General features: G+C 66.7%; 23 protein-coding genes and 2 pseudogenes. 15 read left to right on the forward strand and 10 right to left on the reverse strand.

All coding sequences use genetic code 11. From position 1 onward, the window contains the following. Window positions 1-375 (forward strand): DUF1524 domain-containing protein (locus tag AB0F61_RS32685; RefSeq protein WP_357817816.1); only part of this gene is annotated, 375 nt, incomplete at its 5' end. A 265-nt stretch (window positions 376-640) separates the two neighbouring features. After that, window positions 641-2,119 (forward strand): hypothetical protein, encoded by a 1,479-nt coding sequence (locus AB0F61_RS32690; RefSeq protein WP_357817819.1) that lies wholly within the window; start codon window positions 641-643, stop codon window positions 2,117-2,119. A gap of 69 nt (window positions 2,120-2,188) precedes the next feature. Here the strand turns inward: AB0F61_RS32690 and AB0F61_RS32695 are convergent, their stop codons facing one another. Beyond that, window positions 2,189-2,308, reverse strand: a complete 120-nt coding sequence (locus AB0F61_RS32695; RefSeq protein WP_357817882.1) for an excalibur calcium-binding domain-containing protein — start codon at window positions 2,306-2,308, stop codon at window positions 2,189-2,191. A 78-nt stretch (window positions 2,309-2,386) separates the two neighbouring features. Further along, a pseudogene (locus AB0F61_RS32700) lies at window positions 2,387-2,452 on the reverse strand (hypothetical protein); the annotation flags it as partial. A gap of 18 nt (window positions 2,453-2,470) precedes the next feature. Between AB0F61_RS32700 and AB0F61_RS32705 the strand changes: the two are divergent. From AB0F61_RS32705 to AB0F61_RS32715, 3 genes are all read left to right on the forward strand, one after another. Next, complete coding sequence (locus AB0F61_RS32705) at window positions 2,471-2,617, forward strand: hypothetical protein (RefSeq protein WP_357817887.1); 147 nt, start codon at window positions 2,471-2,473, stop codon at window positions 2,615-2,617. 889 nt (window positions 2,618-3,506) lie between these two features. Beyond that, window positions 3,507-3,821, forward strand: a complete 315-nt coding sequence (locus AB0F61_RS32710) for a hypothetical protein (RefSeq protein WP_357817822.1) — start codon at window positions 3,507-3,509, stop codon at window positions 3,819-3,821. Window positions 3,822-3,835: 14 nt separating this feature from the next. After that, window positions 3,836-3,967 carry a hypothetical protein gene (locus AB0F61_RS32715; protein ID WP_357817825.1) on the forward strand — a complete coding sequence of 44 codons (132 nt, stop codon included), beginning with the start codon at window positions 3,836-3,838 and terminating at the stop codon, window positions 3,965-3,967. Here AB0F61_RS32715 and AB0F61_RS32720 read toward each other — a convergent pair. Then, window positions 3,946-4,560 carry an HD domain-containing protein gene (locus tag AB0F61_RS32720; protein ID WP_357817828.1) on the reverse strand — a complete coding sequence of 205 codons (615 nt, stop codon included), beginning with the start codon at window positions 4,558-4,560 and terminating at the stop codon, window positions 3,946-3,948. The two genes, AB0F61_RS32715 and AB0F61_RS32720, sit on opposite strands and share 22 nt — an antisense overlap. Before the next feature lie 465 nt (window positions 4,561-5,025). Continuing rightward, window positions 5,026-5,436, reverse strand: coding sequence for a hypothetical protein (locus AB0F61_RS32725; protein ID WP_357817831.1), 411 nt, complete (start codon window positions 5,434-5,436; stop codon window positions 5,026-5,028). 74 nt (window positions 5,437-5,510) lie between these two features. Between AB0F61_RS32725 and AB0F61_RS32730 the strand changes: the two genes are divergently transcribed. The 5 genes and pseudogenes from AB0F61_RS32730 to AB0F61_RS32750 all read left to right on the forward strand — a co-directional run bounded on the left by AB0F61_RS32730 (window position 5,511) and on the right by AB0F61_RS32750 (window position 7,826). Then, on the forward strand, window positions 5,511-6,119 hold the full coding sequence (locus AB0F61_RS32730; protein ID WP_357817835.1) for a hypothetical protein: 609 nt from the start codon (window positions 5,511-5,513) through the stop codon (window positions 6,117-6,119). 705 nt (window positions 6,120-6,824) lie between these two features. After that, window positions 6,825-7,070: pseudogene (locus tag AB0F61_RS32735) on the forward strand (IS701 family transposase); the annotation flags it as partial. Continuing rightward, window positions 7,058-7,195, forward strand: coding sequence for a hypothetical protein (locus AB0F61_RS32740; RefSeq protein ID WP_357817838.1), 138 nt, complete (start codon window positions 7,058-7,060; stop codon window positions 7,193-7,195). The pseudogene AB0F61_RS32735 and the gene AB0F61_RS32740, both read left to right, overlap by 13 nt. Beyond that, entirely contained in the window at window positions 7,192-7,560 is a 369-nt protein-coding gene (locus AB0F61_RS32745) for a DUF433 domain-containing protein (protein WP_357817840.1), read from the forward strand. The genes AB0F61_RS32740 and AB0F61_RS32745 overlap by 4 nt, the downstream gene beginning before the upstream one ends. Next, entirely contained in the window at window positions 7,557-7,826 is a 270-nt protein-coding gene (locus AB0F61_RS32750; protein ID WP_357817842.1) for a hypothetical protein, read from the forward strand. Before AB0F61_RS32745 ends, AB0F61_RS32750 begins: the two co-directional genes overlap by 4 nt. A 537-nt stretch (window positions 7,827-8,363) precedes the next feature. Here the strand turns inward: AB0F61_RS32750 and AB0F61_RS32755 are convergent. From AB0F61_RS32755 to AB0F61_RS32765, 3 genes are all read right to left on the reverse strand, one after another. Continuing rightward, entirely contained in the window at window positions 8,364-8,882 is a 519-nt protein-coding gene (locus AB0F61_RS32755) for an SMI1/KNR4 family protein (protein WP_357817845.1), read from the reverse strand. 186 nt (window positions 8,883-9,068) lie between these two features. After that, window positions 9,069-9,227: a hypothetical protein gene (locus AB0F61_RS32760; protein WP_357817848.1), complete on the reverse strand. Its 159-nt coding sequence runs from the start codon at window positions 9,225-9,227 to the stop codon at window positions 9,069-9,071. Between the two features lie 396 nt (window positions 9,228-9,623). Further along, a complete protein-coding gene (locus tag AB0F61_RS32765) occupies window positions 9,624-12,143 on the reverse strand; it encodes a S8 family serine peptidase (protein ID WP_357817851.1) in 2,520 nt (839 codons plus the stop codon). A 2,234-nt stretch (window positions 12,144-14,377) separates the two neighbouring features. Here AB0F61_RS32765 and AB0F61_RS32770 point away from each other — a divergent pair. The 3 genes from AB0F61_RS32770 to AB0F61_RS32780 all read left to right on the forward strand — a co-directional run bounded on the left by AB0F61_RS32770 (window position 14,378) and on the right by AB0F61_RS32780 (window position 17,365). Beyond that, window positions 14,378-15,283, forward strand: coding sequence for a thermonuclease family protein (locus AB0F61_RS32770; RefSeq protein ID WP_357817854.1), 906 nt, complete (start codon window positions 14,378-14,380; stop codon window positions 15,281-15,283). Between the two features lie 882 nt (window positions 15,284-16,165). Further along, complete coding sequence (locus tag AB0F61_RS32775) at window positions 16,166-16,504, forward strand: hypothetical protein (protein ID WP_357817857.1); 339 nt, start codon at window positions 16,166-16,168, stop codon at window positions 16,502-16,504. Window positions 16,505-16,645: 141 nt separating this feature from the next. Further along, the gene (locus tag AB0F61_RS32780) at window positions 16,646-17,365 is read left to right on the forward strand and encodes a GNAT family N-acetyltransferase (protein ID WP_357817859.1); all 720 of its coding nucleotides are present in this window, start codon (window positions 16,646-16,648) and stop codon (window positions 17,363-17,365) included. Between the two features lie 197 nt (window positions 17,366-17,562). Here AB0F61_RS32780 and AB0F61_RS32785 read toward each other — a convergent pair whose 3' ends face one another. Together AB0F61_RS32785 and AB0F61_RS32790 are read right to left on the reverse strand one after the other, a co-directional pair. After that, window positions 17,563-17,796 carry a hypothetical protein gene (locus AB0F61_RS32785; protein ID WP_357111728.1) on the reverse strand — a complete coding sequence of 78 codons (234 nt, stop codon included), beginning with the start codon at window positions 17,794-17,796 and terminating at the stop codon, window positions 17,563-17,565. A gap of 402 nt (window positions 17,797-18,198) precedes the next feature. Beyond that, window positions 18,199-19,047, reverse strand: coding sequence for a helix-turn-helix transcriptional regulator (locus tag AB0F61_RS32790; protein WP_357817862.1), 849 nt, complete (start codon window positions 19,045-19,047; stop codon window positions 18,199-18,201). Window positions 19,048-19,190: 143 nt separating this feature from the next. Between AB0F61_RS32790 and AB0F61_RS32795 the strand changes: the two genes are divergently transcribed. Continuing rightward, window positions 19,191-19,970: an NAD(P)H-dependent oxidoreductase gene (locus AB0F61_RS32795; protein ID WP_357817865.1), complete on the forward strand. Its 780-nt coding sequence runs from the start codon at window positions 19,191-19,193 to the stop codon at window positions 19,968-19,970. Window positions 19,971-20,267: 297 nt separating this feature from the next. Here the strand turns inward: AB0F61_RS32795 and AB0F61_RS32800 are convergent, their stop codons facing one another. Then, window positions 20,268-20,813, reverse strand: coding sequence for a DUF4240 domain-containing protein (locus AB0F61_RS32800; RefSeq protein ID WP_357817868.1), 546 nt, complete (start codon window positions 20,811-20,813; stop codon window positions 20,268-20,270). A 186-nt stretch (window positions 20,814-20,999) separates the two neighbouring features. Between AB0F61_RS32800 and AB0F61_RS32805 the strand changes: the two genes are divergently transcribed. After that, window positions 21,000-21,287 (forward strand): hypothetical protein, encoded by a 288-nt coding sequence (locus tag AB0F61_RS32805; protein ID WP_357817869.1) that lies wholly within the window; start codon window positions 21,000-21,002, stop codon window positions 21,285-21,287. The last annotated feature ends 1 nt before the right edge of the window (window position 21,288 follow it).

The raw sequence follows: 21,288 nt of genomic DNA on the forward strand, positions 1-21,288 counted from the left end.
GACAGCTCGTGCGCTGCCACCTCGGGCCGCTGGTACAGCCCCTACGACGGTGCCACCTGGACGGCAGCCTCCGACGTCGACATCGACCACGTCGTGCCCCTCGCGGAGGCGTGGCGCTCCGGCGCCAACTCCTGGACCACCAGCCGCCGGCAGAGTTTCGCCAACGACCTGAGCCGCGCCCAGTTGATCGCGGTGACGGACAACGTTAACCAGTCCAAAGGCGACCAGGACCCCTCCACCTGGCAGCCGTCCCTGTCGTCGTACCGGTGCACCTACAGCAAAATGTGGATCACCGTGAAGTACAACTGGAGCCTCACTCTGCAGTCCTCGGAGAAGTCCGCACTACAGAGCATGCTCAACACCTGCGCCTCCTGACCAGCGCGACCGCCGCCGTTCAGCTCGTTTCGCGCGCCGCGGTGTCGGTCTTCCTGGCCGCTACCGTGGGCGGACTTGCGTGACCGGACAGTAGAGCCTCACCTCGGTTCAGAGTCGAACGCGATCTTGCACTGCGTGGGTTCGGTGAGACCGGCCGTAGGATCTGGGAGTGGCCGACGTGAATGACGCAGATCATCGAAGTCCGGCATCCGCGACCAGTTGGGCGAGGTTGTCCGTCAGCCACTGTCAGTACGAGGTGTCGACCGTGCCGGGCGCGTTCGGCATGGGGATCTACACCCTCGGCGACGGCCTGCTACACGTCGTCGCGCCGTATCAATTCACCGGCTTCTGCGGCATCCACACCGGTTGGATCGAGGCGCGTGTCCGTGTCCTGCCCGAGCCTCCCAGGGCAGCCGAGGCCGGCTGGGACGCGATCAGTGAGGCGACCCTCTTCAGTCCCAGCGGCCGGCTGTCGGTCGTCGGCCTGATGGGCGGCACCGCGGAGCCCCTCACCGACGTCGCTGTCCCGCGCGGGCTGATCCGGGTGCGGGTGCACGCGCGCGACCGCCTGCACGAGACCGTACGCACCGACGACGACCCGCCCGAGCGGCACGAGCTGCACATCTGGGCAGTGTCCGAGGAGACGCCCTGGCGCACCGTGCAGGCCGACCCGGGGGCCCGCGACTGGGTGCAAAAACCGGTCAAGGCCGCCGAGTGGGGGATGCTGTCACTGGTTCCGCGCCCGTCTGGTCGTCCGGCCCTGCTGCCGCCGCTGCCACCCGATCCGTACGAGGACGACGCAGGCCTGCCCCGGGTGGCGGTGGTCCGCCACCGGCCCGCGCCGGTCGAGGTCCCAGCCGGAGTGCTGCCCGCCGGCGATCTGGAGGTTCGGCTGGAGCGGGTCGACGACGAGACTCTGCGGTGGTCGTGGTCCACCGCCGACGAACCGATCTTCCCTCAACCGCTGACCACGCTGCCCGACGATGAGCCGACCACCGTACGGCTGACGTCCGGCCCCGACGGCTTCACGCTGCGACACGAGGGAGTGCTGGGCCGGCACGCCTTCGCCCTCGGCCTGATCTGGGACCATCTGCTCGACGCCAACGGGTCGTATCCGTGGGTGCAGACGTTGCGTGGGCAGGCCGCCGAGGCGACCGCGCTGGCCGACAAGTACCGCCGCCTGCAGGCCGAACGCGACGCCAAGCGGTGGGGAGGTGCGCCACCGTCGGATCGCGTCCGCGGACTCTCCGGACTCTTCAGCCAGGCGCGGTCCCTGGCCCGCATCGACCGCCGGCTGCTCGACAACATCGACGCACTGCCCGCCGCCCGCCGGCGAGAGGCAGCCTGCTGGGCGGCCCGCCGCGCGATGCGGGTGGCCGGACTGGAGCAGATCGGGTGGATCGCCGACGTACTCGCCGACGCCGAGGCCAACCGCCCGCTGCCCCGATCCTTCACCGAGCAGAGCGGCACCGCCGCGTTCAACCGGCTCCTGTCTGATCCCGAGGTGCCCCACACCACCGTCACGCTGCACCTGGATTCGACAGCATTCGGCACACGCCGCGTTGCCGAGGCGCGTCAGCAGGCCGCCGCGTTCCCCGCTCTGATCGCCCTGGCGAATGACGATCCGTTGGCCGCTGCGATCGACGCCGTCTACAACGCGGCAGTCGCCCACGGTGACGACCGTGACCGCTTCCTCGCCGACGCCCACATCGCTGTTCGCGTCGATCCTTCCGGCGTCCGGTAGCGCCGATCGGGCGCCGGACAGCCGAAGCCCTGACATCCTGTCTGGTCGGGGCTTGGTCGCGTCATGGTGCTACTCGCAGCCGATGCCGTCGCCGTCGCGGTCGAGTTTCCGCGAGTAGCCGGGGTCGCCCTTGTGGATCGGGTCGGCGGCGCCCGCCGCCCGAACCTCTGTGCAGTTGGCGTAGGACACGTCGCCGTCTGGGGCCGGGCCGGCGTCACCGTTGCCGCCGTCGGGTTCGCAGGCCTCCCCGTCCCCGTCCCGGTCCAGTTCGGGTCGGAAGCCGGGCTCTCCCGGAAAGAGGGGTCGGCTCCGGCGTTTCGTACCGCGTCGCAGTCTTTGTAGTACGGCGTTGTGGGTGGGCTGCTGGTGCGCGTCGGCGTGGGTGCCGGTTTCCGGGCCGGCGCCGTGCTGGTGGGCGCGACGGCGACGGCGGTGGGCCGCGGCATCGGCACAGGGCTGTTGGTGCTGGCGTTCGTGGCGGTGATGCGCTGCACCTGAGCCGACGCGGACAGGTGAACATGACTTTGGGAGGCTGGTTTGTCGTCGCCGATATTTGCCCCGCAGATGACCATGCCGACGACTGCGGCCGCGGTGAGTACGAGCGTCTGCGCGGGCTTCAAGGGCGTCACCTTCGCGAGTGTGCCGGGACTGAACGGCGGCAGTGATCGGCCGACCGGATGCCGGGGTGTCAGGAAGGTGACTGGTCCCGCTAGGTGGCCGCGGAGCCCGGTGTCGGCCACGGCTGGACAACCCGAGCGCAGGTGCGGGGACGGCGGACGGCTGTCCGCCGTGATGACTGCCACCGCCGGCCGCCGATCAACAGGCACGGCCGGTCATCTCCGTCCCGTGCCGGGCGGCGGCAGTTCCGCCACAAGGCACGGCAGGCTGCGCAGGGCGACTGCTTCCGCTATCCTGATGCGCGGCTGCACGCGCCAGCCGGCTCCGCGTTCCGGTCACCCACGCCGCCGGGACATCGACGGACAAGGGTCTCGCCCGACTCGCGCATAGTCGCACACCGGTCTCTCGTCCTGGTGGAGCGTGGGTCCGCCGGAGGGCGTGTCATGACCAACAGGCGTAACCATAAGCAAGCCATCCGGGCCCGTATGGCGATCACCGGCGAGCCCTACAGCGTGGCGGCGCGAGCACTGGGGAGCCCTATATTCCGACCCGCCGACGTGCTGCCTAGGCGGGAACCAGGGGCGAATCTCATGCAGGGCAGCCAGCTACTCCCGCCATGGCGTCCGCTGCTCATTCGTCGGGATCCGACGGCTCTGGCTGAGCAACTCAGCAGCTATCTGGAGGGCTGGGACGCCGGCCGAGCGGCCTTCGTGCAGTACCGAGTAGACCGGCGCGCCCAAGAGGCACGTTCGCACCTTCGGAGCAACTCATGAGCGGGGGCGATGGCTCCATAATCGCCGCCGCGCTCGCGACGGCGTCCGGCTCCGCTGGGCTGTGGTGGCTACTGCGGGATTGGCTGCGCAACCGGCGGGAGCGAGGCCGCTTCAGCGACGTTACGCATCTGATCGAGAAGGTCGGGACCGAAAAGATCGAAGAAGTCGCGCACCTCGCTGAAGTCCTCATCACCGACAGCCGCACGTCCCCGCGGCCCTCCATGTCGGCTTTGCGCCGCGACGATCCCTCGGACGACGTTAGGGCCGTCGATGCTTGCGGAACCCCGAAGCGGCGCGGGCGTCGGCGGTAGGTCAACGTCCATGAATGGCGACGTTGCGAGGGCAGGCCGCCGAGGCGACCGCGTTGGCCGACAACGTCTGCCGGGAGGCCGCCCTCGGCCTCAACCTCGACGCCTTGATCGTCGGCGCGGCGTCTCAGATCAGCGGCTGCTGGTAGCGGCGGGAGAGTGATGGCAGGTCCGGCTCGCCGAACCTCTTGACCATCGCCGCGAAACGGTCAACTTTGTCGTCGCCGAAGCGCCGCACACTGGCAGCGTAGGAGCTGGCGGTGACGAACGTGGGGGGTGTCGTTTTACTGTGAAATTTGTCTGCGTACATCACTAATTGCTCCTCCAGGGTGCGAGCCGTGTAGGCGCGAACCGGCAGCGGTAAGCCTTGCTGCAGCACGTCGTCACGGGTAAGCCCGACGCCCGTGTGATGGGAACAGAACCTGCTCACCGACTCGGGGAACCCGAGCTCACGCAGCAACGTGTGCCCGAGGATCCCGTGACGGACATAGGTTCCGTGATCGAGCTGTCCCGCCGCGTTGTACAGGCGGTAGACGCCGATGTCGTGCAGGAGACTGCCCACCCGCACGAGGGCGGCATTTAGGGCAGCGGGGTAGTCACACAGGAGTTGCTCCGCGACCGCGCAGATGATTTGGCAATGGGTGTAGACGAGCTCGAAGGCATCCCCGGTCGGTGCGAACCGCTCGTGCAGCGCCCGGATCTGCTCGTCGGTAGGAAGTGACACCCGATGGTCGGACCTCAAGCGGTCAACTCCTCCGTGCCCTCCACCAGTAGCTGACAGCCCTGGCGTGGCCGAGGTGCCGGTAGAAGCTACCGTGGTTGCCACGATAATGGCTTCATTCGCATCAGTCGAGCCAGTGCATTCGATCAATGTGCGGCATGTCGGGCCTCGTGGGTGACGAGCACTCCGGCGGCCCCCGCGTCGATCTGTAAAGCAACCGCGGATGTGACGAGAGGGTGTTCATCGACGGGAGGGCAGCGCTACCTTGACCCGGGCCGTCCCCTCTGGAATGGCAGACGCCTCTTCAGGTTCGCGGGCCTGCCGGAGTCCAGGTCGGACTGAGGGACCCTCGGCAGGCGGCTATGTGGGCAACACCCGTCGCCTCGCGCGAGGAGCACTTAAGAGATCAAGCATGGCCTCCCGTGAATCGTCTGTCCTGCTAGTGATTGCTGTTGTCAGGTGGCAGGACCAGCAAGCCATCAACGGTCAGCGTGCGGTGGCTGGCACCGCGATAACGCCCTGCACCACATGCAGGGTCATGTGCGGGTAGTGGGCGCGGATTTTCCCGGCGTCGTGTTGCGGGTCGTCGGTGCCCACCTCCACGTACTGGCCGGGTGCCGCGCTGACGTGGCGCAGCGGGACGCCTCGCCGCTGCCAGTAGTCGTAATCGGCGCTGATGTCCGCCACCCACGCGTCGAGGGTCAGCCTGGGGTACCGGGCGTCGGCGAACCGCACCGTCATGCCCGGAACCAGCCCTCGGACGGCGGCGTCGAAACCGAGGGTGGGGATGCGCTGCACCAGCAGGAGCTGGACGGGCACGTCGACGGCCACCCCGGCATACGCCTTGGGCCAACGTGTCGAGGCCGCCTGGTCCACGACCATGGCGGCTTCGATCACCTCCTGCTGGCCCGCCCATTCGGACCAGCCCGGATGAGGCGTCGCAGTCGGACACTCAGGTCCGCAAGGACAAGATGGAGCGCGGCGTCGGCGTTGCTCTGTGCCGGGCCGCGCGGGAACTGGTTGGTGTCGACGCCTGGACGGGGCTGGCGATCCCGGACAGCGTGGACCAAGTGTGCTCGTTGCAGGATGCCGACGCCGTCAGCACGCGGCAACCTGATCCGATCGTCGATCTAGTTGACGGGAGTTCGGCGGCGGCTGAGGAGGTGCACGTCGTGTTCCACCGCGAGGGGAGCGCGGTCGTTGTGGCGCTCGCGGCCAACACCCTCGCCTGGATCGGTCACCTGGCCTGGACGATCACTCGGCCAGGCGGGCGCCTCGACGGCCTTGAAGCCGGGCTGACGGTGGGGGAGGTCAAGCGCGTCGACACGCGCGAGGAGTTCCGTGAGAGGGGCGTCGCCGACCGGATGTACCGCCGGGTCCGCGAGGCGGCGGCCGGACATGGCTGGCCGGTGGAGGTCGACCACAACCCGGACCGAACGGCATCGGGTGACCGCTGGGCGATGAAGGTCAGTGGCTGGCGGCCGGCGCTCTCTCACGGGAGACGCATGCCGGACTTCAACGACTTCATGCGCAGACGGGGGTGTCCAGGCTCCGTGGACCGGCGCATCGACAGTCACTGAGACGGTGTGGGCCGCCATTGGGACAGGGCCATCAAGCCAAATCGAGTGCGCTCTCGTCGACATGGCGATGCGCCGGGATGGCCGGCTGTTGCTGTCGCCCAAGTGATGTACGTGAGGTGGTGTTGTCACGGGGGTTCAGGATGGTGATGGGTTGACCGGATACGGCGGCCGGCTGGTGGGGCCGTGAACGTACCGGCAACGATCAACGGTGCCCCCGTTTACCCCCCGAAAACCCCGGCCAATCGTTGACGAACGGTGACAAGGGGCGATGAGCGCGTGGCGGTGTCTCTACAGCTCAGCGACCATTTTCGGGAAGCAATGACAAGCTTGGTCCGATTACTGTCGGTAACAAGGGGTTTTGACAAGCAATGACAAGCCTTGAACGAGGCTCGACATGGGGTTCTTTTGGGTTCAAGTTTCCTCGTTCCCACGAGGACTGCCTGGGCAACTGCCCCTCAGTCACGGTTGAGGCGGCGTTGATATGCCGCCCTAGCGGACCTTCCAGGTGAGGGGCAGGCCGCCGAACGGTGCGAACTCCACCGAGACGATCCGCGTCTTCGGCGGTAGCTCGGAGGTCAACCAACCCCGCTTGCAGGTACCGGCGCGTGGTGTGGCGAGTGCGCTGAGGCTATCAGTGAGGTTGGGTAAACGCGCGCCGACCCGGCCGTTTCAGAAGGTGTAGGTCCGAGACTCGGTGTCAACGAGCAGACCGCCAAGACCGAGGTCGGCCTGGACCACTACCAGGTCCGTCGGTACGACGCCTGGTACCGGCACATAACTCTCGGTCTGTGCGCCCACGCCTACCTCGCCGTCACCGCCGCCCACGCCCAAAAAGGGCCGACATGCCAGGCGTACCGACTGAGCGCGGCGACGAGCCGTGCCGCCCCGGAGACCCGATCCGCTTCGCTGTCACGTCCCGGCGTGGGAGCGGGAAGCAGGTGGGGCAGTTAACCGACTTCACCCCCGGCTGCTACCGGCACTGCGCGGCCGAGGCAACGAGGGAGGTCGCCGCGGGAGCGATGGCCGTCACCGGGATCGCGCCGCTGGCAGATGTGCTCGCCGAAACCAACCCATGACCCGCCCCCGCATCGTCGTTGACCCGGCCGTCCGTTGGGGTTGCCCCATCCTTGTGGGCACCCGCACCGCCACCGTGGACATCACCGGCATGATCGTGGGCGGTGACACCGTGGCGAAAGTGTGCGACGAGTACGCGTTGACCCGGCATCAAGTGCTGCTGGCCTGCTGGCATCAGGCGATCAACGATCGCTGGGACTGCTGGCGGGCGTGGGCGTTCGAGGTGCATTCGGTGTTGGCGTTCGGCAGCCCCGCCGAGGTTGACGCCTTGCCCGACCCGCCAGCGCCGGACAAGCAAAACCGGGAGCGGCACGTGGCGGCTCCCGGCTATAAGAACCCGACCAACGTATCGGAGCTGCCTCGATGAACGACACCTTCGGTGCCCAGCAGTGCAGGGCGTACCGTCCTGAGCGCGGCGACCAGCCGTGCGATCCATCCGACCCGGTTGCCTTCGCTGTCACCTACCGCAGCAGCATGGGGGCGCGGGCAGGCGAGCTGGACAACTACACGCCCGGCTGCTACCCGCATTGCTTGACCGAGCAGATCCAGGCGTCAACCGCCATCATGACCGTGGCGAGTGTTGAACCGTTGGCGAACGTGATCAATGAGGTGGGCCCATGGCCGAGACTGTGAAGGCAGCGTGTGGGCGGTGCGGTGAGGCCATTCACGCCGACCTGTGGGGCAATTGGGTGGACCGCTGGTTGTGGCGGACCTACGGCGGGGACCGCGACCATGAGCCGGTGCGCCGTGGCTGAATCACCCGCTGAGCGCCAAGCCGCGGTGGCGTCGCCACAGATCGGTGCTGACGGCGACCACGTCTACTTGAGCACCGCGTGTCTGCACGGCCGGCACGAGCACTGCCGGTCGGCTGTTGCTGTCGACGGTGGCACCAAGACGCCGGGGACGTGCAAGTTTTGCGGTGCCGTCTGCGTGTGCCCGGTGTGCGACCACGCCGGAACGGCCCCCGTTTGACCGTGACGCGCCGGACAGCGCTCCCGGCCGGTTTCGCTTCCTCCACTATGGCGCCGTTTGACATGCTTTCCCTGTCCCATCCGGCACCGGTAGGAGCAGTCAATGAGTCAACGCAACATCACCTTCGACGATGTCGCCCAGGTGCTCGCCGACCACCTGCCCCGGGACACAAAGCCCGTGAAAGGGCGTGCCCAACAACTACCGCGCGGTCGTGTCGACCAGCGTCGTTAGCGCGTGGCGCTCGGCTTGGGCTGCGCCGATCACCGACGCGGTCGGCCGGTGCATGTCGCCGGTGTAGCGCTGTGCGATTGCGGTAAGCCTGGAGATGGGCGTTGTCGTGCGGTGAATGCCGTCGACGATCTCGAGGGGGCCGACGCCATTGGCCAGCAGCCACAAGTAGTCGCCGAGGTTGCTGGCGATCACATTCAGCTCGCCCTCCGAGCCGAGGAACACGATGGGCTGGGTCTGGATCGGGGCGTCAGGCACGCGGATCCAGAAGGCGGCCAGACCGCCAGACCCGTCTTGTCCGAAGACTCGGAACGGTGCCGTGCCGGCGGTCGGGATGCCGGTCCAGGACCGCCACCACTCAAGCGTTTCGACGGACCACATGAACTCGTCGTACGGCTCGAAGTCGTGGCCGTCATGGTCGGCGGAGAAGCCTCCAGCGTGGGCTGTGGCCAGCGCGGCCGGCAGCGTACGGTCCTCGTCCTGTACCAACAAAGTCTATGAGGGCCTTCACACGGCCTCGGGTCGGACTGACCATCGCGTAGGACGCATTACCGGAGCTGCGACCAGCGCAGTCAGCGGCAATAGCAGATGCCGACCTCGGTCCATGATGAGATGATCATTAGCATGGACGCGAGACCACTGACCCAGCGGGAGCGAGCGGTGCTTGAGGCGCTGCTAGCCGTTGATTTCCAGGATGTCGAACCCCTGCGCCGTCAGACGGCGGAAGCGGTCGTTGTCGGCACCTGCGGGTGCGGATGCCCGTCCATCGATTTTCATAATGGTCGCGGCCTCGGGATGGCCATTTAAGTCAATGCGGGTGTTCGGTGTTCCCACGACGGCCTGTTCCTGTACACGATCGAGGACCCTCGGCGGGGGGAGGTCCTCGGCGGCATCGAGTGAATCGGCGTCGAGGTGACGGACCCAGAGGAACTCCCATCGCCAGAACTTCTCGACATCCAGCCTGCTTGATCCACCAGCCCACTCACCGCTCGCTCATCGGCATGAGCACGCACCGCATCCCTCTGCTACCCCTGAACGGGGCCGAGGCAACCCATCCGCTTGCGGGACGTAGGGGCGGAACTTGGCGTGTTCGTGGTGCCGGCGTCGGTGGATCAACCAGGCGAGGATGTCGGCGAGCGCATCCACCAGGGTCGTGATTTCTACTCGGGTAAGGGCCTGGTCAGCCAGGCTCAGGCGAACCCTGAGCCTGGCTGACCAGACCACGTGTGGCTAGGCGTTGCCGGACCGTGCCCCCGGCAGCGTCCGCTCGGCGGTCAGCGTCATGGCGCCGCCCTTGTAGGACACCCGGAACATGTGGCCGCCCACGTTCAGGACCCGCCGTTCCGGCATGGAGTGGAAGTTGCCCTTGATCGAGGCCCCGCTCATGATCGTCAGTACCGTGCCCGGGGTGATGGGCGCGCGGACGTCCAGGGTGAGTTCGCCGTCCAGCACCAGGGCACCCATGGCCCGCACGCTCGTGTAGTCGCGGTCGCCGGAAATGGTGATGGCGAGGCGACCCGCTCGGCTGATGGTCACGTCGCCGCCGACCTTCAGGACGTTGCCCTGCGGAACGTCGGTGAGACTGACGGACAATGCGGACGCCGCTTCCGCGGCCGACAGGCCGGGCTGCAACACGCCGCTGTTGACGCGGATGCTGCCTCCTACGAAACCGCTGCCGCCGAGCGTGCCGCCCTTGACGGCGACCGAGCTTGCGTGCGAGCCGGCGATCGAAAGCTTGCCGCCTTCCACCGTCGTGCCGCCCTCGTAGGTGGCGTGGCCCGACATGATCAGCATCCCGGAGCCCCGCTTGGTCAAAGACGCCGTGTAGAGGCTGTTGTCGATGTTGTTCTGAATGAAGGCCGCGCGCGCGTCCATCCATTCCTTACGCCACTTGGTGGCGTCCTCATAGTTGATCTTGTCGTACAGTTCCGGGTGGCCGTTGGTGATGGCTTGGACGTAAGGATCAGCCAGAATGCCCTGAAGCATGAAGGCGTTTTCGCTGAGCTTGCCGTCCGGGCTCAGTACGTTGGGGCTGAATTCACCGGCGAAGGCGATGCCCTGTTTCTTGTAGGCCGCCAGCCACTCCCGATCCTCCCGCTCCCTTTCCTTGATCGCGATCTGGCTGATGTCGTTCGACCAGACGTCCAGGGGCACCTTGTCCATGTTGTACGTCATGGGGCCCAGGAACTGGCCGGGGCCATACATGCCCTTGTCCAGATCGGGGATGCCCCAGCCCCAGCGCGCGTCCGGAACCCCGTCGGGAGCGGTCCAGGCGATGGATGCCCCCGAGGGGGAGGTCTGACCCGTGCCGAGGAACCTCACACCGTCGGACATCTTGTTGTTCGCCGTGGTGAACATCAGATCACGGACCTGCTTGGCGTCCATGTTCGGATAGCGGGAGAGCAGAACCCCCATCACCGCTGTCGCAACGGGCGTCGCCGGAGACGTTCCGCTCGAGTTCGAATAGTTGGTGTCGCCACCGCTGTTCGTGGTCCGAACACTGTTCGACGGAGTGGACACGGTCCACCATTTGGCGAGCCCCGCCTCGTTGTACCCGAATTGCTTCGTGTATTCGGGGTTGGCCGCAGTGGGAGGCTGCACCCCGCCGACGCATACCCACTGCGCCTCCGCCGCGGGATTGAAGAAGGGGTACGCCGGGCGGAAGTACGGGTTGCTCCAGTCGTTGTTGCCGGCCGACCTCACGTTGACGGTACCGCTATCCTTGATAGCGTCCCAGATGGCATCCATGAAGGAGCGTCCGGGGTAGTTCGGGTTGTATTGAATACCGTCTTCCGAATAGCTCTTCTTGAAGAGGAAGTACTGGTACTCCAGGTCCTTCAGATGCTCGTTGGGGATGATGATCGCCATCGCCGTGGCGCTGGCGCTGTCCTTGCCGCGCAGTTGGTAAGCGTTGGCGAGGTTGCCATTGACCCCAAGGTCGTTACCCAGGCCGTCGAAGCGGCTCCTGTCAAGAGTCTGGACATAAGAGCCCCAACTGCTGTTGATGACCTGGGCGCCTGCGTCAACCAGGGCCTTATTGGCCGTACGCCAGTACACGTAATCGTGGAAGGGGCCGTGGGACTGGGTATCGGAACCGCCGGTCATGGCGACATACATCGTCGAGCCAAAGGCGATGCCGTGCTGCTCTTTGCCATCGCGAATGCCAGAGGTGACGCCAAGCATGCCGGTCCCGTGACTGTAGTCACTCGTTCGCGCCTGGTCGCCGGCCACAGTGAACCGCTGGCCCGCAGTAAACGGGTTCGACGGGGTTACTGAGTTCCGGTACCCGAAGCCGGACGTTCCGTAGAACCCCTCCGCTCTCACCGGAACGATCAGCCCGGTCTGGAATCCTTCGTGGGTAGGCCGGTAGCCCGAATCCATCATGCCCAGCGCGACGCCCTGCCCGCGGTACCCAAGGGCGTAGGCGGTGGACGCGTTTACCGCGACGAGCTGCCAGGGGGAGTCGATCGCTGTGCCAGGGTTGGCAGGATTGTGGCCGGTGTAGTAGCCATATTCTGGCGTTTCCCAACTGGCTTTAGCGGCACCCAGTTCCCCCGGCGTCCTGGCGACAAAACCGGGGTCTCCCGGATACGCCGGTCCGCCGGCTGTACTGCCGGGGGTTGGTGTCAGGCCGGTCTTGGGCGATGCCGAGGCGAACCCGGCCGGAAACAAGGCGATGCCTGCGCCGGCAATAAAGGTGCCTCCCACTCGACGCAGTAAATCCCGCCGACTCAAGGAACTCATACTCATCTCCGATTCCTTCCGAAGGGTCGATCTCCAGCGGGCGGGGGCGCGCACTCCTGCCGCCTTTATCGGGCAGCGAATGTCGTTGGCTTTGTTCGGGATCCCGACTGCCGCGCGAGCCGACGCATGGACGTCGGAACGGCGAACTGGAACTCTCCCGCAAGTCGGCCTCCCCTATATGGACACCAAATTAGACTGCGGCAGAAGCCCCTCGTCAAGGGGTCAACATCGGCCCGCCGGGAACAGTTAAGCGACGATCTATATCGATATGAATAACTGCCATGCATCGGGTCACGGGTTGACTCCGTGGAGGTGGTGTGCGACTTGCCCGTGATGGACTAATTGCGCAGATGGGAGGCAGCCGCCGCGCGATCCTTCGAGACGGCGAAGTCGAGCGGAGGAGTGTGCTGCGCGACGGCTGAGTCCGCCGAGGCCGAAGCCGAACCGGTCTGCGGCCGCGGGTTTGCGGGCAGCGCGGCTACGAGTGGGTCCGGTGTGGACGGCGAAGCCACGAGTCGTCGTCGCTGATCGCACGCCAGCTGCCGCCGCTACGGAGGTGTTGTTGCCGCTGGACGCCTGCGAGCCGGTGGGACGAGACGGTGACGTGGTGGGAAGGTCCGGAGCCGCACTAGTTGTGCTGTCCAGGGAGGTTGGTTGAGGTTGTGTGACGACACGGTTTGATGTCGTAGGTAGGTGAAGGCCTCCGGTTGTGGAGTGGAGCTGTCGAGGAACCGCTCCGCCAACCAGGAGGCCTTCGCCACGTACACCGGCCCGGCAGGAGATCTGGACCTCCTCCGGGAAGTACCCCGGAGTCACGGCGCTCCGGTTCGCGCCTACGGCACCGGGCTAATGGCGACCGCGATGCCCTCGCGCTCGGCCACGAATGGTGCCGGAGCACCGCACCTGCCGGCGCCCGCGCCCGCTCCCGCTGCCGGCTCAAGCGTCGGCACCCCACCCGGTGTAGCCGTGTGCGAGTAGCGCGGCTAGGAGTTGCGTGTCCCATGTCCGCTCATCGGCGTCGCGCCATCGGTGCTGCCGCGGGCACTGCCAGTTCGGTACCGGTTCGTCGGGGACGAAGCACCCGCCGAGCGCAAGCTCGCCTGCCGCTGCGGCCTCCCTGGCTTCCGGCACCGGGAGGCCGAAGAGCAGAGGGACGCCCGCCGCGTGGCAGTCGGGACAACTCGGAATCACCTCGTCACGGTATCGAGCCCACCTCATCTCGACCCTCGCAGCGCTCGCTTCCTCTGCCTCGTCCGGTGGTTGTCGTCGATCTCTAGGGTGTGGTTGCGGGCGTACGGCAGGGGAGGGGCAGCCATGGGCATCTGCGTCGTGTGCCGGGCGGATCAGCGCACGGTTGTGCTCATCAGCTGCTGGCCGTCCCGCATGGCGCCTCGGGGCACGAGGTCAACTACCGCTGGAGCAGCGTGGTGGCCTGCCCGGAGTGTGGGGCTGGCCTTCTGGTGCGCTTTGATCACGATTGCTTCCACCCGCCGTGGGAGGAGCCGTGGGACATGGACTGGTCGTGGCCAGTCGACGCCGACGGGGTCCAGCGGCTGAAGCCTGCCATCGTCGGGTGCCCGGACCCGATGCAGCCATCCTGCGAAGTCCCGCGCACCGTACGTTGCGCGAGACCACCGAGAGACCGCCACCGCGTGAATGTCCCGGTGACGATCGTGTTGACCGAGGACGGGCTGCCGCAGGTCCGGTTGGTACAAGATCTACGCCGGGCGGTGTCTCCGCAGCTCAGCGGCCACTTTCGGCAAGCAATGACAAGCTTGATTCGGTTACTGTCGGTAACAAGGGGTTTTGACAAGCAATGACAAGCCTTGAACGAGGCTCAACAAGAGGTTGTACTGGGTTCGAGTCTCCTCGTTCTCCTGAGCGCTGCCTGGGCAATGACGCCGCAGTCACGGTAGCCGGTACGTGCAGGAGGAGTGAATAGGAGTCTGGGGCCTGGGCATTCACCTGACCGGCCTGCACGGCGTAGCCCGAAGCCCCCGAGCTACCGGGGGAACCTCAACGAGGGCACCGAGCAGCATGACCAGAACCAGCCGGGCATCGCGCGCCACCGTCGGGGTAGACCGTGCGGTCGCTGTTCCGCCGCTCACCCAGGCCTCTATACCCGACGAGGACGTGACCTCGTGGTCGGGTTTCTACCACTGCGTTGGCTGCCCGCGCGGGTCGTGGTGAACTTGCCGGTGATAGCACGCCTTACGGCGGTCAGGTGTTGGAGGCGACCCGTGATCGAGCCTGTGCAGATTTTCTGGTCGCCAGCGGGGGAGAGCATGCCGTCGCTGGGGTCCCGCGCCTTGGTCGATGTCACCGACGGGGACACCCCGAATCTGCGGATGCCGGTGCGGATGCTTTCGGTGGATACTCCCGAGGTCACCGCCCGCAGCGCGCAGCGGGCCAGCGCGATCGACCAGGAGTTCGCGCAGCTCGCGGAGTGGATCGGGCAGGGCAAAGCGCCCATCGATCCCGGCCTGGCGGAGTTCCTGCTTCCCAAGCTGGCGACCGGGCGGGCGGGAAGCCTGCACTTCACCCAAGGCCAGGCCGCCTCCGCGTTCGGCAAGCAGAACATCACCACCCGCCTGACCCGGCCGAGCGGCACCCCGCGGGCGATCTTCATCCGCACCGCCGACAGCCCGTTCGACACCAACCACCGCCTGCTGGCCTACGTCGCCCCGGACTACAGCGAGAAGGAACGCCGGGAGATCCCCAAGCACCAGCGGCCCACGTTCAACCTCGACCTTGTCACCGCGGGTTGGGCGGCGGCGTTCGTGATCTACCCGTCCGTTCCCGGCGCTGAGGATCTGGCCCTGCTGATCCAGGCGGCTGCCGACGCCCGGACCACACGCGCCGGAATCTGGGCCGATCCCGAGACCCTGCTGGCTTACGAGTACCGGGCGATGGAGAAGCTGTTCCAGATCACCCGCAAGAAGGTCGCCGACCAGCCGCTCACGGTCGACGAGCGGTCGTGGCGCGAGCGGTACTGCGCTGATATGCGCACGCGGGTCCTGTACGGCCCCGAGGACTACGTTGACATCGACCCGGAGTACCGGTTGTGGATCTGGCCAGGGGACCTGCGCGACGCCGTAGGCCGCCTCAATCTGACACCCGCGCCGCGGCTCGTCGGCGTCATGTGACGTCGCCGCGCTCGAGTGTGGGTGGCCCTGTGGACGTTGGTGTGTCTGGCCGCCGCTGTGTGCACTCACCGTCGTGATGCCGCCTGCAACGCGGAGTTCCCGGTCTTGGGTGACCGAGCTGCGCTCGTACGTGCCACTGCCCGCCGCGACACTCGCCGGGACAATCGGTCGGTCAGATGAGGCACCGCTACCGTTCCTGCGGGAGGCGCGTGGGCCAGCTGGAGTCGTTATGCTGCGTAGCTCGCAGACGACCCGCCGCCGCGCGGACTTTGCGGCTACTTGAGGGTGCTCCTGCTAGATCTGTGTCGATCCGCTTGCGGCATGCTGGTCTGGTGCCAGATGAAGACGTAGTTGTTTCCCTCGCTTCTTGGTCACCCTGGTTGCCGTTTGACGATGCGGCTGTCTCGGCACCGCAACTTCCTGGCGCTTACCTTGCTCGGCAGGGAGCCGACGGTGATTGCGTGTACGTAGGGATGGCCGGCGAGCGCCGCGGTCAGGGACTGCGAGGACGGCTGACGGTGTACCGCCGCGGGAAGGCTGCGGTCAGTGGACTGGGGGAAGCTGTGCTGGATCGAGCACTCGCCGATCCAGCTTTTGTGCAGGTGCGCCTCAAGGAACTCCTCGCCGGTCAGCCGAAGCGCGCTGCCGTCTGGGCCCAAGACGCCATGCGGTGGGCCGACCTGCACCTCCGTTGGACCACCACTGCAGACAGGCTGGCCGCGGTAGCCCTTGAACGAACCGTTCTGGACGCGTTGGCCGCAACACCGCTCTGGAACCGCGTGCGATAGCCCTTCCTGATGGCGGCAGAAGCGGATGTTGCCGCGCCGGTAAGGGGGTCCCGATCGAGCTCCTCAGTAGCCACACGCAGGCAGGGGTGGTGAGATGGGCTTCGTGGTGGGGATCAATCACTTCCGGATCGGCAGGCTGGTCGCCGAGGCCCTGACGGCCGAAGCGTTCAAGGACTCGGGGCACCATGTCGTGGACCTTGAGGTCATTCCGTCGTTCGACGGCAGTTCTGAAGAGATGCGGGCGTGGTTGATCTTTTCCATGGTCGAGGAGGCCCAGGCCGCTCGTGAGGAGGCCCCCGCATTGGAGGAACGCGCACGGGCCGTTCTTGCTAAAAGGGGTTATCCCGCCGAAGCGCTGCCGAGCTTCCGCCTGTACTTCACGTCTGTGCCTGAGATCGAGGCTGGCGGAGGACGGTTCTACTACTTCCGCTAGCCGGTTGTCACGTTGCCAGCCGCCGATCGCGAGGCCGTTGCCGTCGTCAGGGTGCGCGGATCGTGGCTAAGAAGAGGGCGCCGACCCTGACGGCTGCGAACTGGGTGGCGTGAACACTGGGCCAGGCGCGAGGATACGTCCATGGCCCATGATCGGTTGCTCGCTCGGGCTCGGGAGCTCTGGGTCGAGATGGCTGGCGTTCCGATGGCCTTCCCCGCTGATGGGGGCGTTGAAGTAGCCGTCTCGGCCAGGTCGCTGCTTTGTCCACCGGGCTGGGTCGGGATCGTCGCGTTGGGCGACGCCGCCATCGTCACCGTGCCGGCGGGCAGTTGGGCGGGGATCGTGCGCAAGGTGCTGCACGGGTTGCCCGTCGGGGTTCTGACCGACTCTGACCGGCTGCGCGCCGTCCTGCCGGTCGCTGAGGTGCTGGGTCCGGCGAGCCTGGCCTATCTCGATGAGCGCGACTTCCAGCCGGCCGGACTCGATACTGTGGATGTGGTCCCTGGAGAACATGCCGATCTCGCCACGCTTCTGGCCTCTGTCACGGCGAACGACGCCGACGAATGCGGGTTGGCCGACATCACCTCCGACGCGTTCGTGGTGCGCCGCGGGAATCACGTTGTCGCGGCGGCTGGCTACCGGCGCTGGCCGGGGCTGGTGGCCCACATGTGCGTACTTACTAAGCCGAATGAACGTGGGCGCGGGCTGGCGCGTGCCGTTGCCTCCGTAGCAGTCGCGGACGGTTTGGCGAACCATCTGCTGCCGCAGTGGCGGGCTCGACCGGAACCGTCGCGCCGAGTGGCGCGGGCGCTGGGATTCCGTCAGCTTGGCGCTCAGCTGAGCATCCGGATCAGAGCCTGAGCCCCGAACGCCAGTTCGCCGGCTGCGCGGACGGCCGTGCCGAACGCGGCGCGAGTCGCGCGATCAGCGTCAGATGCCGTGCGTTCTCGGGGTCGTTGCCCGTGGAAGCGTTCTGCGGGACCGGACCGGACCGGTGCCGCACCGACCGGCTGACCTCTGGCGGCCCAGACAGCCGCATCACCGACCGGACTGCCTCGTTAACGGTCCTGCTCGGTTCTCAGCACGCGCATCATCCGCAGGATGCCCTGATGAATCAACACGCCGACGCCGGTGTTGGCTATGGCGAGCCCAGACGCGCCGAGCAACCCCGGCCCGACACTCATCACGTCGTCGGCGGCGAGCAGGACTGGCCACCCCAGAGCGGCGGCGATGAGCGACAACCGCCACCAGCGTCCGAATACAAGGCCGAACAAGATCAGTGTCGGGATCACGGCGATCCGCCCTTCGCTGCTCCCAACATACGCTCATCGGCCGGGCGTCCGCCCCACCCCGCGACGTCACGGAACGGGGCGCCCGCTCGGCGGCAGATGAGCGTGTCGCCCGCCAACTATCGCGCACCGCAAAGTAGGTATGAATCGAATTCGTCGAAAGCTTCTCGGTGTCCTGGGTGCATCACCTGAATGCCGCAGGAGCAAGGGTTTGCGCGGATGTCGCGGCGGGCGCGATGGGTTGGCCTCTCCTCGATACCGGCTTCGTAATTGCACCTTGACTATTGGAGCGATCTTCCGCATACACTGACCGCTAAATGCACGAGGGGTCGCGCGCAGGCACTGCCAGACGCATCCGCGAGGATATGGTCGACCATCATCGCCGCCGAAACGGCTTATTGCGGCTCATGACGCATTCGTTACCCGTGAGCCTTTCCCTGTGGAATTCCCGTCCCTACTAAGCGCGCTCAGCAGGCGTAGCCCGTCTTCGGTGGAGCTCCCCGATGCCGCCGACAGGACTAGCAGCTCCATGCCTGATTCATCCGGCAGTGCGAAGTTCTCCTGGTGCAGTTCCAGTAGTCCGACCAGCGGGTGCCGGTACGCCTTGCGTCCATGGGTGCGGGCGCTCACGTCCGCGCGGGCCCAGAGGCGGCGGAAGCGCTCGCTGCCCATTGCCAGCTCGCCGATGAGCGAGGCCAGGCGTGGGTCATCGGGGTGCTTCCCGGCCGCCAGGCGCAGGTGCCCGACCACGTCGAGGGTGCATTTCTCCCAGTCGGCGTACAGGCCGCGCTCGGCCTCCTCGAGGAAGATGTGTCGGGCGGTGTTCAAGCCCGGCATCTCCCGGCCGTAGAGGAGCTTGGCGAGGCGGTTCCCGGCTGCCACGTCCAGGCGGTGGTCCATGATCAGGGCGGGCGCGTCGGTGACCAGGTCGAGTACGCGCAGTAGCTCCGGCCGCAGGCGCCCGCTGGGCGACTTCACGCGGCGGCGGCGTTGCCGAGCCAGCCGGTACAGGTGCCCGCGTTCGGTCTCGTCGAGGCCGAGGACGCGGACGAGCGCGTCGAGAACCTGTTCGGAGGGCTGGGTGGCGCGGCCCTGCTCCATGCGTACGTAGTAGTCGACGCTGACCCCGGACAGGTGCGCGACCTCTTCGCGGCGCAGCCCTTCGACGCGGCGGCGGCTGTCGGTGGGGATTCCGACGGCGGAAGGGTCGATCCGGGAGCGCCGGGTGCGCAGGAAGCCCGCGAGATCGTCCATGCCCCCAGTATGGCTCGGGTAACGCGCGTGAAGGTGGTCCTGCCGTTACCAGGAAGTCCCGTCCGATGGAAGAGCCGCCCCTGAATGACGCGGCCTCGGGGGCTGAGCATCTGGGGAGACACACCTCGTTGAAGGGAACAGCCATGAAGACGCTCATCGTCTACGCCCACCCCGAGCCGCGTTCGCTGAACGGCTCGCTGAAGGACCTCGCCGTGTCCACGCTCGAAGCCGCCGGGCATGAGGTGCGGGTGAGTGACCTGTACGCGATGAACTGGAAGGCCGTGGTGGACGCGGCGGACTTCGGCGAGCACGCCACGAGCCCGCTGCAGGTGATACCAAGTTCGGGCGGGGCGACCGACGCCGGCGCGCTCACGGCCGACGTGGCGGCCGAGCAGGAGAAGCTGCTGTGGGCCGACACGGTGATCTTCCAGTTCCCGATGTGGTGGTACACGATGCCGGCGATTCTCAAAGGCTGGGTGGACCGGGTGTTTTCCTTCCGCTTCGCGTACGGCGTCGGGGTGCACGACGAGACCCGGTACGGCGAGCGTTTCGGTGAGGGGACGTTGCAGGGGCGGCGGGCGATCCTGTCGGTGACCGTCGGGGGCCCGGAGTCCCACTACACCGACCGCGGGATCAACGGCCCGATCGAGGACCTGCTGTTCCCGATCCACCACGGGATCCTGTACTACCCGGGCGTGGTGGTGCTACCACCGTTCGTGCTGTACGGCACCGACAGGATCACCGGCGGCGCCTTCGAGGACGCCTCGAAGGCGTGGAAGGAGCGGCTGCTGTCGCTGGAGACGACCGAGCCGATTCCTTTCCGGCGCCAGAACTTCGGTGACTACGAGATCCCGTCACTACGGTTGAAGGAGGGCCTGGAAATGCCAGGCCGCAAGGGCTTCGGCCTGCACGTGCGAGGTTAGCCGTCGGTAAGGGGACAGGCAGTCAAGACCAATCTGGGCGTGACCGCCCGCGAATGCGAATCGGTCGTGAGTCGCGTAGCGCGGTAACGTGTCGATGCGACTCGCGGCCGATGACACCATTCAGCAATTGCAGTAAACGGCTTGAGTCGGCTGCTGCGTAATCCTGTTCTTTAAGCCGCCTGGTTGCCCTACCATCCGCCCACCACCTCGACACCGGTTGCTGACAGATGGGACGACGGCAGCCCCTGGAACTGTCCTGGATCGTCAGAAATGCTCCCCCGCTGGGTGACGCGTGAGTCAAGCCGCAGCGCCATCCCACGCCCGTTTTATCCATGGATTGTCGTCGAGGTAGGCCGTCAACCTGGGGAACTGCTGCCTTACACGGGTCTCGTCGGTCATCTCGGCCGGAGTTCCCGCAGGTTCGTCGGGTCCGTCAGCCCGATCGACGTTGAAGGGACGCCCAGTTGCGGCGATGTGCGCCTCCATGGCGAGACCGCAGAACCAGTCGATGCGAGCGTTGTGTCGATCCCGTACCAATTCGACAAGGCTGTCGGGATCCTCCTGAACGCGCCGCATGGTGCGCCTCCCGTGGGACACGATCCAGTCCTGCACTGCGAGCAGGGCGTCGTCATCCAGCGGTCCCAGCAGCAACGTTGCGGCGTCATGGACCGGCCAGCAGTAGAGCTCGTCCTGGGCCTGCTCCCACAGTTCCTGGAACTGCTCAATCTCGGTCGGACTCAGGTCTCGCAGGCAACGAAGGAGCACTTGCGCTACGCGTTCGGTGTCGCTGCCCGCCTCAACGCGAGCACCTTCGACGAGGCGCCAGAAGTCTGCCCGTTCCACGACGTGGACCGTAACAGTCGAGGGGACGACGCCAAGGCTGAAAGCAGACGCCGCAGCATCGGCGCGCCAGGCACTCCACGCGACTGTGCACGGCCGGAGTTCCTTGGCTTCTGTGTCGAGGCGGTAACTACCAGATCGTCTGTCGGACAGGACCGGCGCCACAACACGCTGGAGCTTGACAGGGAAGTGGGCTGCCCGTTCCACGACGATGGCTTCTGGTTCGCCCTGCGCGAGCACAGCCCGCAGGAGTGGGCGGACGCCGTCGCCTTCGACCGGTCCATCCGCAACGGTTCCGCCCGGGCCAACGCGGACGGACACCCCTTGCGCGGCCAGTTCTTCCTGCACAGCCAGCGAGTGCCCCTCGACGAGGTGCGGCTGCGCCCACGTCCCCAACCCGCAGAAGCGCCTGGCTGTGGCCCCTGGTCCTGCCCACACGGCGAGCCGGTGACAGGCGACGCCGGCACGGGGAGGTGAC

The organism is Micromonospora sp. NPDC023888 (genome assembly GCF_040639415.1).
GTDB lineage: Bacteria > Actinomycetota > Actinomycetes > Mycobacteriales > Micromonosporaceae > Micromonospora.

Bases quoted from the DNA above. Each gene is read 5' to 3' on its own strand.
- AB0F61_RS32750 (WP_357817842.1), top strand. From the start codon at position 7,557: ATGAACGACACCTTCGGTGCCCAGCAGTGCAGGGCGTACCGTCCTGAG.
- AB0F61_RS32795 (WP_357817865.1), top strand. From the start codon at position 19,191: ATGAAGACGCTCATCGTCTACGCCCACCCCGAGCCGCGTTCGCTGAAC.
- AB0F61_RS32730 (WP_357817835.1), top strand. From the start codon at position 5,511: ATGGAGCGCGGCGTCGGCGTTGCTCTGTGCCGGGCCGCGCGGGAACTG.
- AB0F61_RS32775 (WP_357817857.1), top strand. From the start codon at position 16,166: ATGGGCTTCGTGGTGGGGATCAATCACTTCCGGATCGGCAGGCTGGTC.
- AB0F61_RS32780 (WP_357817859.1), top strand. From the start codon at position 16,646: ATGGCCCATGATCGGTTGCTCGCTCGGGCTCGGGAGCTCTGGGTCGAG.
- AB0F61_RS32715 (WP_357817825.1), top strand. From the start codon at position 3,836: ATGGCGACGTTGCGAGGGCAGGCCGCCGAGGCGACCGCGTTGGCCGAC.
- AB0F61_RS32745 (WP_357817840.1), top strand. From the start codon at position 7,192: ATGACCCGCCCCCGCATCGTCGTTGACCCGGCCGTCCGTTGGGGTTGC.
- AB0F61_RS32790 (WP_357817862.1), bottom strand. From the start codon at position 19,047: ATGGACGATCTCGCGGGCTTCCTGCGCACCCGGCGCTCCCGGATCGAC.
- AB0F61_RS32710 (WP_357817822.1), top strand. From the start codon at position 3,507: ATGAGCGGGGGCGATGGCTCCATAATCGCCGCCGCGCTCGCGACGGCG.
- AB0F61_RS32765 (WP_357817851.1), bottom strand. From the start codon at position 12,143: ATGAGTATGAGTTCCTTGAGTCGGCGGGATTTACTGCGTCGAGTGGGA.